This is a genomic window from Lysinibacillus cavernae, from assembly GCF_009724685.1.
Classification (GTDB): Bacteria; Bacillota; Bacilli; order Bacillales_A; family Planococcaceae; genus Lysinibacillus; species Lysinibacillus cavernae.
This window is the reverse complement of record NZ_WMEF01000011.1, coordinates 1-14403: the sequence shown is the minus strand read 5'-3', so window position 1 is coordinate 14403 and position 14403 is coordinate 1. Positions and strand designations below refer to the sequence as shown.

Here is a 14403-nt window from a genome sequence, read left to right as displayed (position 1 = left end):
ATAAGTGGAATATTAAACGTTTGTTGGTTGTTTTACGTATGGGTTTGTAAGATCCATACCTTCTAATGAAAGACTCATTGCTTTTGCAACACCTTCACCATATGCTGGATCTGCTAAGTAGCAGTGAAGGATGTGGCGACGTTTGATGAATTCTTCAACTGAAGCCATATCGTTAGCAGTATTTTCAAATAAGCGTTGTTGTTCTTCTGCAGTCATTAGACGGAATAATTTACCTGGTTGCTCGAAGTAATTATTATCGTCTTCACGGAAGTCATGAATACCTGCATGACCATCAATGCGTAGTTCAGGCTCTTTTTGGTCTAAGTTATGCTCCCATTCACCATAGCTATTTGGTTCATAGCTAAGCGTAGAACCAAGATTGCCGTCAAAGCGCATAGCTCCATCACGGTGGAAAGTACGGAATGGACATTTCGGTGCGTTGACAGGCAGCATGTAGTGATTTACACCTAGGCGATAGCGTTGTGCATCTGAGTAGGCAAAGATACGACCTTGTAACATTTTATCTGGTGAGAAACTAATACCAGGAACAATGTTAGATGGTGCAAATGCAGCTTGTTCAACTTCTGCAAAGTAGTTGTCCGGGTTTTTATTTAACTCGAACTCACCTACAGGGATTAATGGGAAGTCTTTTTTATACCATACTTTTGTTAAATCAAACGGGTTGTATGGTAGCTCACGAGCTTGCTCTTCCGTCATTACCTGAATGTACACTTTCCATTTTGGGAACTCGCCTTTTTCAATAGCTTCATATAAATCACGCTGTGAAGATTCACGGTCTTGACCGATAACCTCAGTAGCCTCAGCACCTGTTAAGTTTTTAATGCCTTGCTCTGTACGGAAGTGGAATTTAACCCAAACGCGCTCATTTTTAGCATTGATAAAGCTGTACGTATGAGAACCAAAACCGTGCATATTACGGTAACCAGCTGGAATACCACGGTCTGACATTACGATTGTCACTTGATGAAGTGCCTCAGGTAATGAAGTCCAGAAATCCCAGTTAGAGTTAGCATTTTTCATATTTGTACGTGGGTCACGTTTTACCACGTGGTTTAAATCTGTAAAGTGTAATGGGTCGCGGAAGAAGAATACAGGCGTATTATTCCCTACTAAATCCCAGTTCCCTTCTTCTGTATAGAATTTAAGGGCAAAGCCACGGATATCGCGTTCAGCATCTGCCGCACCGCGTTCACCAGCAACTGTGGAGAAACGTGCGAACATTTCTGTTTTCTTGCCGATGTCTGAGAAGATCTTTGCTTTTGTATATTGAGTAATATCATGCGTTACAGTAAAAGTACCAAATGCACCTGAACCTTTTGCGTGCATACGACGTTCAGGAATTACTTCACGGTTGAAGTTTGCTAATTTTTCAACTAGCCATACATCTTGAAGTAAAAGAGGGCCACGTGGACCTGCTGACATAGAGTCATGGTTACTTACTACTGGAGCACCACCTGCTGTTGTAAAACGACGGCTGCGATCATTTGCGTTTGTCATATTAGTTTACCTCCTGAAAAAAATGTAAGTCAAACTCTTCGTCTATAACTATAACAAATATAAAATAGAATTGCTAGTACATTATAATAATTATCGTTAAAGAATTTTTATATTTAAATATAAACTATAAATATATGCGAAAGATCTACGTATTATACATAGTTTTTCCTTAAATTTAGCTTTTCTAAACTGGATTTAAAAAATAATTGTAAAGTAATTGAAATAAATTTTAAGATAATTGCTACATTGTAATAACCTTTATTGAAAATAAAATTGACTAATTGAAAATCTATAGTAGGCCTTATCTTTTAGTTTTTTCGATAACGATTAGGTGTAATACCGATTTGTTGTTTAAATATTTTAATGAAATAATTTGGATCATCAAAACCGTTTAAATGGGCAATTTCACTAATAGCAAAATCTGTTTCAAGCAGCATTTTAATGGCATGGTGAATTCTTATTTGCTGTAAATAGCGCTTAAATGGCAAGCCTTGCTTCTTTGAGAAAATTGTACTTAAATAATTTGGACTAATCCCGAGCCTGTGGGCGACAAAGGGAAGAGACAAGGAGCTATCCTTAAATTGTTGATCAATTATTTCTAAAGCTAGCTCAACATAATCGGCCCGTTTCTCTATTCGAGCTTCCCGTGCTAATTCTATTAATGTTTGTGTAAAAGAAATAATGCCATTGAGAATCGTGTAAAAAATAGGATGTTCAATGATTAAGTGAAAAAGCTGACGGTAATTTTGCTCAATAACTGCTTTTTCGTGTAATTTATATTTCAGCATAAAGCGCCTAATTTGTGCTAAGACACTCGTTAGGTGAATGCGTAAATCATCTTGTTCGTAATATATACCTTCATTAGATAGTCGATATAAAAATGTTTTAATGACTTCGAGATTACCATCTTCCAAACTGCTTATTAATAATTGTTGTTCCTCCGGTGTTAGTAAGGGATCAAAGGGCTGTGTTTCATATCGTTTACTAGCATAAAAAATATGCCCAAAGCCTTCGTAAAAACTTTGATGTAGAGCACGCTTTGTTAATGTATACATGTTTTTAATGGTTGTAGCTGTTCCATCATAGATACCAATATTTAAAGAACTATTACTAATCAAACGCCATTCCTTCATAAGCGTACGTACATCCTTCTCTACCATTTTTATGTCGTGCGTTTGAAAAAGACATACGATTCTATTAGAGAGAGGATAGGTTTTCATATGGAAGTGAATAGGTGTTTGTTGAAGCCAATTGTAAAGCTTATTAAAGGTTTCATTATGCTCAGGCTCAATCATTGCGAAATGTATATGGGTATCAATAGAGCTAGATTTGTTATCTAAAAATAATTGATAATAAAAGGATTCTTTTGTATTCTCCTGTGTATATTCCTTGATCTGTGGTGTGCGAAGAGAAATGGCTGTGAGTTTTTGCTTTAATACTTCTAAATCTATGGGTTTCACAAAAAGATGAGCTACCTGTAAATCAATTGCTTTCAATGCATTTTTAAATAATGGTTCAGTCGTCATTGCTAGAATAGCACCGGAAAGCTTTTGTAAATCACGATAAAGAGTAGACAAGAGATTATTGGGAAATAAGTCTATATTTAACAGTATGGCATCAGGTTCAAATTGTCGAATGTTTTGAGGCACCTCTGAAATATTTGTGCATATTTCAATGTAGACATCCCCAGGGAAATATGTATGCAAAAACCACTTTATACCTGCCAAATCGGTAGCATCACGATCTATTAATAACAACTTCATAACATCAACCTTTCTTAAAATAGTCCAGTTTCATATAAAAATACGATTATATTATTAAAAATAACATAATAATCTGAAAAAAATCTTGTTTTAGCTATTAAAATTCTCTATATTCTGAAAAAAGTAGTTAGTACAATGTAAATAGAGTAATTGACCACCATTCGGCAGAAACCACTTTTATGATGAAAACGTTTTAAATGAAGTTTAATGCTGATGTTTTAGATATTACGATCAAAGAATGAAAAGACTTTATCTGGACTCAGTGGCTATTCAAACTCCGCTTGAATCAAGGTAAAGGGTGGATGTCACGGATTTTGAAGAGGAGCTTTTCGAGCAAGCTCAAAAAATCTGGACGCCATTACGCTGAAGTGTAATTAATTTACATAGCTATATAGGGAACAGGGGGATGTCATGTGAAGTCAATCATCGAGCTTGATGGCAATACATTAACAAGACAACAAATTGAGGAAATCGTTAAGGGGCAAGCAGCAGTTTCGCTTTCTGCCGCTAGTGTAGAACGTATTCGTCTAAGTAGAGAGCGTATCGAAAAACGTTTAGCAGAAGGACAAACGATCTATGGTGTAAACACAGGGTTTGGTAAACTCAGCAATATAAAAATTGAGGAAGAAGATATTGGGTTATTACAACTAAATTTATTACGATCAGATGCAACAGGAGTTGGCGAACCGTTCCCAACTGATGTTGTACGTGCAATGATGGTGTTACGTGCTAATGCTTTAGCTAGAGGTTTTTCTGGTATTCGTGAGGAAACTGTACAACTATTATTGAATTTTATTAACAAAGGGGTTCATCCGATTGTTCCGTCACAAGGCTCTGTTGGAGCAAGTGGTGATTTAGCACCATTATCGCATCTAGCGTTGGTACTAGTGGGAGAAGGGAAGGCAGAGTTTAATGGAGAAGTGATGAGTGGTAGAGATGCGTTACAGAAAGCAGAATTAGTGCCTGTTCGACTTCAAGCTAAAGAGGGGCTGGCGCTTGTAAACGGCACGCAAGCCATGACAGGGATTGGGGTTTTAACGGTCAATGAAGCTGAACGAATTGGGCTTGCAGCTGATATGGCAGCTAGCTTAACGCTTGAGGCTTTGAAGGGTATTACATCAGCCTTTGATCCAGCACTTTTAGCTGTAAGACCACATCCAGAATTAGAGCTTGTTGGTGGTCGTATTCGTAAGTGGCTTGAAGGTAGTAAGCGTGTGACGAAGCAAGGAGAAATACGCATGCAGGATGCTTATTCACTTCGCTGTATTCCGCAAGTACACGGCGCTTCTTGGCAGTCATTTTTCTATGCGGAGAACCGAGTTCAAACGGAAATGAATGCAACTACAGATAATCCGATTGTTTTAGAAAGCGGTGAGGTACTATCAGGTGGTCATTTCCATGGTCAGCCAATTGCCTTAGCAATGGACTTTTTGAAAATTGGCGTATGCGAGTGGGCCAATATTTCAGAACGTCGTACTGAACGTATGGTAAATCCTCAGCTTAATGAAGGATTACCGCCGTTCTTGGCTACAAACCCTGGGATTGAATGTGGTCTTATGATTGCTCAATATACAGCGGCTTCCATTGTCTCAGAAAATAAAGTGCTGGCACATCCTTCTAGTGTGGACTCTATACCTACATCAGGAAATCAAGAAGATCATGTGAGCATGGGAACAACTTCTGCTCGACAAGTTCGTCAGATTGTCCACAATGCTGCTCGAGTGATAGCAATAGAAATGATCTGTGCATCACAGGCTATCCATTTAGATAAGGCAGAAGAGCAATTATCTCCGACAACACGTCAATACTTAGAGAAAGTGCGGGAATTCTGTCCGCCGTTATTAACAGATCAACCAATTGGTGATGAAATTGAAGCGTTGGCGAAATATTTATTAACGAGTGATGCTTTAGTAAATGAGTATGTATAACGATAAGAGCTGAGGTAGACTTGGTTTTCCAAGTCACCTCTTCTTCAAAAATAATGACATCTAACTAAGTCTGAATATTCAGTTTTTTGTTAACGGCATTTTAATTATTTTAAAGGAGTGTGTTTTTAATGGTAATTAAAACAGATATTCGTGCACCACGTGGAAAAGAACTAACATGTAAAGGGTGGACACAGGAAGCGGCAATGCGTATGTTAATGAACAATTTAGACCCTGAGGTGGCAGAAAACCCAGATGAATTGATCGTATACGGTGGTATTGGAAAGGCTGCTCGTAATTGGGAAAGCTATGAACAAATTATTGCTTCTTTAAAAGAATTAGAGAATGATGAAACGCTATTGATTCAATCTGGGAAGCCGGTAGCAGTATTCCGTACACATGAGCATTCTCCTCGTGTGTTAATTGCCAATTCAAATTTAGTTCCGGCATGGGCAAATTGGGATCACTTCTATGAATTAGAGGACAGAGATTTAATGATGTATGGTCAAATGACTGCAGGTAGCTGGATATATATTGGTGCTCAAGGTATTTTACAAGGCACTTATTTATCATTCGTAGAAGCAGGTAAAAAAGTATTTGGCACTGCAGACTTACGTGGCAAATTCATTCTTACAGGTGGTATGGGTGGTATGAGTGGTGCGCAGCCTTTAGCAGGGAAAATGGCAGGCGCTGTGATACTAGTTGTTGAAGTGGATCGTGCTCGCATTGAACGTAAAATAAAAGAAGGTTACTGTGATTACATTGTGGAGACTGTGGATGAAGCCATTGCATTAGTCAATAAATTACGTGACCAAAAAGAGCCAGCTTCGATTGGCCTTGTTGGTAACTGTGCAAATGTCAATCGAGAGCTACTGAATCGAGGGATCATTCCAGATTTCGTGACAGATCAAACATCTGCACATGACCCGATTAATGGCTATGTCCCAAATGGAATGACATTGGAAGAAGCACTAGAGCTTCGTAAATCTGATGTTAAAACATATGAGCGAAGAGCGAAAGAAACAATGGCAGAGCATGTACGGACAATGCTAGAGTTCCAAGAAGCTGGTGCGGAAGTTTTTGATTATGGTAATAACATTCGCGCATATGCCAAGGAAATGGGTGTGACAAATGCCTTTGATTTCCCAGGCTTTGTACCAGCTTATATTCGACCATTATTCTGTGAAGGAAAAGGTCCATTCCGTTGGGCGGCACTTTCAGGAGACCCTGAGGATATTTATAAAACAGATGCACTTGCGAAAGAGATGTTCTCTGAAGATGAGGGCCTTGTAAATTGGATCGGCATGGCGCAAAAAATGGTTAAATGGCAAGGGCTACCTGCGCGTATTTGCTGGCTAGGCTATGGTGATCGTCACCGGTTTGCTTTAAAAGTGAACGAAATGGTTGCAAATGGTGAATTATCAGCACCGATTGTTTTTGGTCGTGATCATTTAGATTCAGGTTCAGTAGCATCACCAAACCGTGAAACAGAAGGAATGTTAGATGGTTCGGATGCAGTATCAGATTGGCCAATTTTAAATGCACTTGTTAATACAGCAAGCGGTGCAAGCTGGGTAAGTGTGCACCATGGTGGTGGTGTTGGTATGGGATATTCACAGCATGCAGGTCAAGTGTTAGTAGCAGATGGAACGGAACTTGCTGCTGAAAAAATCGCGCGTGTGTTAATTTCCGATCCGGGGATGGGTGTTGCCCGCCATGCTGATGCAGGCTACGACATTGCGATTAATACAGCGAAAAACAAAGGTGTGCATATACCAATGTTAAAGGGTGATGTGAAGTGACCATTTTAATCAAGAATGCCAATGAAGTGATTACATTAAAAAGTAATGTTCAAGGACCACGTACGAAAGAGCGAATGCGTGAAATAGCAATAGTGGAAAATGGCAGTGTACTTATTGAGGAAAATCGTATAGTAGCTGTCGGAGCTTTTGACCAGTTGGAAGAAGACTTCCCTGATTTAGTGAAGAAAGCAGAGATTATTGATGCTACTGGCAAGATTGTTATGCCTGGTTTAGTGGATTGTCATACGCATTTAGTGCATGGTGGAACACGAGAGCAAGAGTTTAATATGAGACTCAATGGTTCTACCTACATGGAAATTATGAATGCAGGTGGCGGAATTCACGCTACAACAAAGCGTACAAGAGAAACTAGCTTTGAACAATTATATGAAAAAACGATGCAGCACTTAGATGGATTTTTAAAACATGGTGTGACAACAGTTGAAGCAAAATCAGGCTATGGCTTGGATTGGGAAACGGAGAAGAAACAGCTAGAGGTAGCAAAAAAATTACAAGCTACACATGACATTGATGTTGTGAGTACTTTTATGGGCGCTCATGCTGTACCGCGTGACTATAAGGGACGTGAGGATGAATTCGTTGATGTCGTGATTCATACTATGCTACCAAAAGTGGCAGAGCTAGAACTGGCTGAATTTAATGATGTGTTTTGTGAAAAAGGTGTCTTTACACCAGGGCAATCTCAACGCATTTTAGAAGCTGGCAAAGCACTTGGCCTAACGCCGAAAATACATGCTGATGAAATTGAACCTTATAAAGGAGCGGAGCTTGCTGCGGAAGTAGGAGCCATTTCGGCAGAGCATTTGCTAGTTGCTTCTGATGAGGGCATTCAAAGAATGGCTGCAGCAGGTACGATTGCTGTATTGCTACCAGGAACTGCTTTCTTTTTACGTGCACCGTTTGCGAGAGGGCGTTTGATGATTGATGAAGGGGTACCTGTAGCAATATCTACAGACTTTAATCCAGGGTCATCACCGACAATGAGTCTACCATTTATCATGAATTTAGCTTGCATGCATATGGGGCTGACATTAGAGGAAGTATTGACTGCAACAACGATTAATGCGGCATATGCACTGAATCGAGGAGAACAAATAGGCTCCCTTGAAGCTGATAAAAAAGCAGATGTGATTATTCTAGATGTTGCGAACTACAAACAACTACAATACTTCTATGGCATGAACCATACGCACACTGTTATTAAAAATGGGCGAGTTGTTGTGCAAAACGGCATTCTCCTGAATAATCAATAAAAAATGGGCATAAATAAGGCTGAGGAAGCTTTATTTATGCTTTTTTAAAATTGAGTTGCAATTACCTGGGTGGAAGATTATAATACAAATAAATAGTAATTCGTTAATTACAAATTACTAAAACCTTGTAATCAATTGAAGGGGTTATACGATGACAAAATTCCGTACTGAAGAAGAAGTACTTGCACATTATGATTCTTCAAAATACCAAACACCTGATGGATATACAGCAGATATTGCTATTTTTACAATTACTTCTAAAAAAACAGAAGAAAAGGCACCACCAAGCATGACGCTGAAAATTATGTTAATTAAACGTGCTGCTAAGGATGCTGATGGAAATCCGAATATTGAAGGAGGGAAATGGGCGCTCCCAGGAGGATTTGTAGATGCTAATCAAAAGGAAACAGCTTATATCGCAGCTAAAAGAGAATTAAAAGAAGAAACAAATGTAGAAGGATTACTTGTTCAGCACTTTGGTGTTTATGATGAAATTGAGCGAGATCCTCGTGGTTGGATGATTTCAAATGCATTCTACGCAATTGTTCCTGAAGCGTACATTGAGCAACGACAAGCGAATGATGATGCTGATGATGTAGAGTTGTTTGATATAGAAAATGTATTTTCACTTCAGCTAGCCTTCGATCACCGAAAAATAATTACTGATGCGTTGGATTTCATTAAAAAAGATATGATACAAACGACCGTTGCCAAAAACTTTTTACCACAAGAGTTCACCTTATCTGAATTGCAGCGGGTGCTCCTGACTGTTGGAGAGGATCCTCGAGTATCTAATGATTCCGTATTCTTTACAAAAGCACCTAAATTGCCTTTTATCGAAAAAGTATTGGATGAAGAAGGAAAACCGAAGAAAACGAAACGAAATTCGTTCAGACCTTCACAACTGTATACATTTAATGACTTTGAAATGGTGGAATCCATTTATCATTAGGAAAGATCCGTCTTTCCTGATTATTTTAAAGATAGTAATTTGTAATTTAAATATTACTAATTAATAAAATGGAGTGATGAAATGATGAACAAGCGGGCACTAATTAATATTGATTATACGGTTGATTTTGTTGCACCAGATGGAGCTTTAACTTGTGGAGAGCCTGGGCAACTACTTGAGCGAGCAAATGTAGACTTAACAAAGGAATTTATATTGAATGGGGAGTTTACAGTATTTGCAATCGATGTTCATGAACAAGGGGATGTTTATCATCCAGAAACAAAGCTATTTCCACCGCATAATATTCGAAATACAAAAGGTAGACATTTATATGGAGCTTTAAACACGTTATATGAAACAAATAAGGAGCAGGGCCATGTCGTTTACATTGATAAAACGCGCTACTCTGCTTTTGCGGGGACAGATTTAGAGTTGAAATTGCGTGAGAGAGGAGTTACTGAACTTCACTTAATCGGAGTTTGTACAGATATCTGTGTTCTTCATACAGCGGTAGATGCTTATAATAAAGGGTTTGATCTCGTGATTCATAAAAATGCCGTCGCATCATTTAATCAAACAGGACATGAGTGGGCATTAGGACATTTTGAGCACACACTTGGCGCCACTATTATTTGACATTAAAGAATGGAGAGAAACACATGAAATATGCCGATGATAGCTTCATGTTACACACAGATTTATATCAAATTAATATGGTTCAAACCTATTGGCAAGATGATGTTCATCAACGTAAAGCTGTATTTGAGCTATATTTTAGAAAAATTCCATTTGGTAATGGTTATGCGGTATTCGCAGGCTTAAAAAAAGTTATAGATTTTATAAATAATTTTGGATTCTCTCACAGTGATATTCAATATTTGCGTGAAGAGGGAAAGTATCCAGAAGAATTTCTTCAATACCTCCAGGAGCTTAAGTTTACAGGAACTATTAAGGGGATGAGGGAAGGCGAGCTAGTCTTTGCCAATGAGCCTATCTTACGAATCGAAGCACCCTTGGCAGAAGCTCAGTTAATTGAAACCCCCCTGTTAAATATTGTGAACTATCAAACGCTGATCGCAACAAAGGCCTCACGTATTAAACAAGTGACAGGCGAGGATGAGGTGATGGAGTTTGGTACTCGACGTGCACATGAATTTGATGCCGCTATTTGGGGAACTCGTGCTGCTTATATAGGTGGATTCTCTGCGACAAGTAATGTGCGGGCTGGAAAGTTGTTCGGTATTCCAGTGTCGGGAACACATGCACACGCTATGATTCAAACCTATCGAGATGAATATACTGCATTTAAAAAATATGCAACTGCGCGTAAAGACTGTGTTTTCTTAGTAGATACCTATGATACGTTGCGTTCGGGCGTTCCTAATGCTATCCGTGTAGCGAAGGAGCTAGGAGATCAGATTCATTTTATTGGTATCCGTTTGGACAGTGGGGATTTAGCCTATCTTTCGAAAATGGCAAGAAAAATGCTAGATGCTGCAGGATTTACAGAAGCAAAAATTATGGCTTCAAATGATTTAGACGAATATACAATTATGCATTTAAAGTCTCAAGGTGCGCAAATTGATGCTTGGGGAATTGGGACGAAGATGATTACAGCCTACGACCAAGCAGCTCTAGGTGGGGTATACAAATTAGTTTCCATTGAAAATGAAAGTGGAGAAATGGTAGATACCATTAAAATTTCAGCAAATCCTGAGAAAGTGACTACTCCAGGGCGTAAACGAGTTTATCGTATTATTAATAATGAGAATGGTCATGCTGAAGGGGACTATATTACATTAGATGGAGAAAACATAGAGCGAGAAGAAAGATTGAAAATGTTCCACCCCGTTCATACGTATATTAGTAAATTTGTGACGAATTTTTCAGCAAAAGATTTACATGAAAGCATAATAGAAAATGGGAAAGTTGTTTATGAGGAGCCTACAATTCAAGAAACACAAGCATATGTGAAAGAAAATTTACATTTACTATGGTGTGAATACAAAAGAACAATGAACCCAGAAGAGTATCCAGTCGATTTAAGTCAAGCATGCTGGGACAATAAAATGGCAAGCATTCAGGCAATACAAGAGAAGGTTACGCAGGGAATGAATTCTAACTATTAAAAGAAGTAGCAGGAGGTAGTTACGATGGCGAGGATAGGTATTTATGGTTCATCCTTTGACCCTATTACAAATGTTCATCTATGGACAGCAAGCACGGTCGCACACCGCTGTAAATTAGATAAAGTCATTTTTTTACCTTGTTCGAATAAACGGAAAGATAAAACAATAAAAACAGCGGATACTCATCGCTGGAATATGCTACAGCTAGCCATTGCCAAGGACGATCGTTTCATAGCAGATTCCTATGAAATGGATCAAGAAGGCTGGAATATCTACACATATGACACGATGAAATACTTTAGAGAAAAGCACCCTGAGGATGAAGTTCATTTTATCATGGGGGCAGATTTATTAGTGGATATTGGTGCGGGATTATGGAAAAAGGGTGACGCATTAGTAGCGGAGAATAAATTTATTGTGATGGCAAGACATGGCATTGATATGCTATCAACGATTAGTCGCTCTCCAATTTTAAGAAATAATGATGATGGTAGATTTCATCTTATAGACAAAGGGCTAGCAATGGAAATTAGCTCTACCTATATTCGGGAAGAATTCGCGATGGATGGAGAGCCGAGATATCTCCTGCCAACTGCGTGTTACGACTATATTAAAGAGCATCATCTTTATCAAAAATAATGGATATACTTTTATAAGTGTGGTCGAGTGCCACACTTTTTTAATTTTGAAAAGATGGTGAATTTTATCATATGTAGCCTTTCATAAGCTATAATAATAATAGCAAAGGAATACGATTTTTTTGCTGATGATAATTACGATGATTAATGTTAGAAAGGAATTCATGGATGTGCAGCTTACATTAACATTTCTAATTTTAGGAGCAACAATTTTAGCATTTGTGACCAATAAAATACGAGCCGATCTAGTAGCGATTGTGTCACTTCTAGCATTTGTCATTACGGATATTTTAACGCCCGCTGAGGCATTGGCTGGTTTTTCGAACTCTGTCGTTTTAATGATTGCAGGGTTATTTGTCGTGGGTGCAGGAATTCTGCGTACGGGTCTTGCGGGCATGGCAGGACAATTATTACTTAAATGGTCAGGCAATAGTGAGTTAAAATTATTTGTACTACTACTCATTATTGTAGGATCTGTGGGTGCTTTTATGAGTAATACAGGTACAGTAGCATTAATGATGCCAATAGTTGTAAGTATAGCTATCAGTATGAAGGTTAGTCCTTCTAAGTTTCTATTGCCACTCTCATACGTAGCAAGTCTTTCAGGGCTGATGACATTGATTGCGTCACCAACTAATTTAATTGTCAGTCAGTTATTGGTTGATCGGGGCTATAACAAACTCGGTTTTTTCGAAGTGACTCCTATTGGGGTAGTGGGCATGATTGCTGGTATTACCTACTTAGTACTTGTACGCAATATCCTATTACCAAAGGATCAAAACCGTACACAGACAAATGAAGGCTATAAACTTTCACCAAAGAAAATCATTAAGCAATATGATTTAAATAATCGTCTATTTAAAATCTCTGTTCCTGAAGAGTCACCTATTATTGAAACATCTTTAGCAGAATTAAAATTGCCTGCTAAGTATATGCTCTGTATGATGAAAATTCATCGTAAATCACAGGAGGGCATCAATTTATTACCAATGACCTATCAAGAAATGGCTGGCCCAACAAGTGTCATCCATGCTAAGGACGAGCTATATGTTCAAGGAGAGGAAGAGGATATTCGCCGTTTTGTCGAGGATTATCAGCTTGAGATGCAAGGGTTAGTGGAAGGGGAAGCGGATGAATTAGTATCGAAACATCTCGGTATTGCAGAAGTATTGCTCACACCTAATTCGAGCTTTATCAATGAAACTGTTAGTTCTCTTGGATTCCGTGAAAAATATAATTTAAATATCATTGGCATTAATCGCAAAGGTGGTTACCAACTCCAAGACATGATTTCTCATAAATTGAAATTTGGAGATGCAATATTAGTGCAGGGTGCATGGGATGAAATTCTTTTGTTAGCAAGAGAGACTCAGGATGTCGTGGTAGTCGGTCAGCCGAAAGAACATGCAAGTGTCGCAGCTGCTACAGGCAAAGCAGGTATAGCAGGTATTATTATGTTGTTCATGATTATATTGATGGCATTTGAAATTTTCCCTGCGGTTATTTCTGTAATGCTTGGTGCCGTGCTTATGATCTTAACAGGTTGCTTGAGAAACATGGAAGATGCCTATAGCAATATGAACTTTGAAAGTATTGTGCTTGTGGCTGCAATGCTGCCAATGGCTACAGCATTAGAAAAAACAGGAGGCATGACCATTTTATCTGATGGAATTATTAATGCCCTTGGTGATTTCGGACCTTATGGTGTACTCGTAGGTGTTTATATTTTGACTGTTATTTTTGGTCAGTTTATTAGTAATACAGCAACTGCTGTATTGTTTGCACCGATTGCAATGAGTGCTGCAATTGCAATGAATGTTAGTCCCACAACATTTATGATTGCAGTAGCAGTAGCGGCAAGTATGGCATTTGCTACACCAATTGCTTCTCCTACGAATGCACTGGTAATGACAGCGGGTGGCTACAAATTTATGGATTTTGTAAGAATAGGGATTCCATTACAAATAGTTATGTTTATTGTCATGATGATAGCCATCCCATTCTTTTTCCCGTTTTAAAAACTCGGTTGCTATACCGAGTTTTTTTGTATATTTTTCTAATTAAAAACTAATATATTTTTTACTGAAGTATATGATAAAATTATACTTTAGTTAGAAAATAACATTGAATTAACTTGTGATATTAAAATTTAAACCATAATTATTTTGAGGTTATATATAGGAAGTTTTTCTTTGTTAAGAAAAAAGTTAAATTTTTTTCATGAAAAGTGTTGACCTTTTAAAAATAAGGGTGTAGTATTATACAAGTCGCCACGGTGACACGCTAAAACAAACCAAAACATGAACCTTGAAAACTGAACAAGCAAAACGTAATCAATAAAGTTTTCAGTAACTAGCTTCGCTAGTGAACGAAACAAAATTTTGGACATCAAAATTGATGCC

Annotated in this window: 10 protein-coding genes; 8 read left to right on the top strand and 2 right to left on the bottom strand. The window is 38.2% G+C overall.

Annotated features, from left to right (window positions below):
• Nucleotides 1-12 precede the first annotated feature (12 nt).
• Nucleotides 13-1518 (bottom strand): catalase, encoded by a 1506-nt coding sequence (locus GJU32_RS18325; RefSeq protein ID WP_155593369.1) that lies wholly within the window; start codon nt 1516-1518, stop codon nt 13-15.
• Nucleotides 1519-1826: 308 nt separating this feature from the next.
• Nucleotides 1827-3281 carry a helix-turn-helix domain-containing protein gene (locus GJU32_RS18320; protein WP_155593368.1) on the bottom strand — a complete coding sequence of 485 codons (1455 nt, stop codon included), beginning with the start codon at nt 3279-3281 and terminating at the stop codon, nt 1827-1829.
• Nucleotides 3282-3694: 413 nt separating this feature from the next.
• Here GJU32_RS18320 and hutH point away from each other — a divergent pair, with 413 nt between their 5' ends.
• From hutH to GJU32_RS18280, 8 genes are all read left to right on the top strand, one after another.
• On the top strand, nt 3695-5209 hold the full coding sequence (hutH, locus tag GJU32_RS18315) for a histidine ammonia-lyase (protein WP_155593367.1): 1515 nt from the start codon (nt 3695-3697) through the stop codon (nt 5207-5209).
• A 128-nt stretch (nt 5210-5337) separates the two neighbouring features.
• A complete protein-coding gene (hutU, locus tag GJU32_RS18310) occupies nt 5338-7008 on the top strand; it encodes a urocanate hydratase (RefSeq protein ID WP_155593366.1) in 1671 nt (556 codons plus the stop codon).
• The gene (gene hutI / locus GJU32_RS18305) at nt 7005-8282 is read left to right on the top strand and encodes an imidazolonepropionase (protein WP_155593365.1); all 1278 of its coding nucleotides are present in this window, start codon (nt 7005-7007) and stop codon (nt 8280-8282) included. Before hutU ends, hutI begins: the two co-directional genes overlap by 4 nt.
• 151 nt (nt 8283-8433) lie before the next feature.
• Entirely contained in the window at nt 8434-9234 is an 801-nt protein-coding gene (locus tag GJU32_RS18300; protein WP_155593364.1) for an NUDIX domain-containing protein, read from the top strand.
• A gap of 84 nt (nt 9235-9318) precedes the next feature.
• The gene (locus GJU32_RS18295) at nt 9319-9870 is read left to right on the top strand and encodes a cysteine hydrolase family protein (protein WP_196426741.1); all 552 of its coding nucleotides are present in this window, start codon (nt 9319-9321) and stop codon (nt 9868-9870) included.
• A gap of 23 nt (nt 9871-9893) precedes the next feature.
• Nucleotides 9894-11363, top strand: a complete 1470-nt coding sequence (locus GJU32_RS18290) for a nicotinate phosphoribosyltransferase (RefSeq protein ID WP_155593362.1) — start codon at nt 9894-9896, stop codon at nt 11361-11363.
• 24 nt (nt 11364-11387) lie between these two features.
• Nucleotides 11388-12002 (top strand): nicotinate-nucleotide adenylyltransferase, encoded by a 615-nt coding sequence (gene nadD, locus GJU32_RS18285; RefSeq protein ID WP_155593361.1) that lies wholly within the window; start codon nt 11388-11390, stop codon nt 12000-12002.
• Nucleotides 12003-12165: 163 nt separating this feature from the next.
• Complete coding sequence (locus tag GJU32_RS18280; RefSeq protein WP_230875095.1) at nt 12166-14019, top strand: SLC13 family permease; 1854 nt, start codon at nt 12166-12168, stop codon at nt 14017-14019.
• Nucleotides 14020-14403: the final 384 nt, after the last annotated feature.

What these genes read in the sequence shown, in the direction of transcription:
- GJU32_RS18325 (WP_155593369.1), bottom strand. Translation starts at nt 1,518, where the DNA reads ATGACAAACGCAAATGATCGCAGCCGTCGTTTTACAACAGCAGGTGGT.
- GJU32_RS18320 (WP_155593368.1), bottom strand. Translation starts at nt 3,281, where the DNA reads ATGAAGTTGTTATTAATAGATCGTGATGCTACCGATTTGGCAGGTATA.
- hutU (WP_155593366.1), top strand. Translation starts at nt 5,338, where the DNA reads ATGGTAATTAAAACAGATATTCGTGCACCACGTGGAAAAGAACTAACA.
- GJU32_RS18300 (WP_155593364.1), top strand. Translation starts at nt 8,434, where the DNA reads ATGACAAAATTCCGTACTGAAGAAGAAGTACTTGCACATTATGATTCT.
- GJU32_RS18295 (WP_196426741.1), top strand. Translation starts at nt 9,319, where the DNA reads ATGAACAAGCGGGCACTAATTAATATTGATTATACGGTTGATTTTGTT.
- GJU32_RS18290 (WP_155593362.1), top strand. Translation starts at nt 9,894, where the DNA reads ATGAAATATGCCGATGATAGCTTCATGTTACACACAGATTTATATCAA.
- nadD (WP_155593361.1), top strand. Translation starts at nt 11,388, where the DNA reads ATGGCGAGGATAGGTATTTATGGTTCATCCTTTGACCCTATTACAAAT.
- GJU32_RS18280 (WP_230875095.1), top strand. Translation starts at nt 12,166, where the DNA reads ATGGATGTGCAGCTTACATTAACATTTCTAATTTTAGGAGCAACAATT.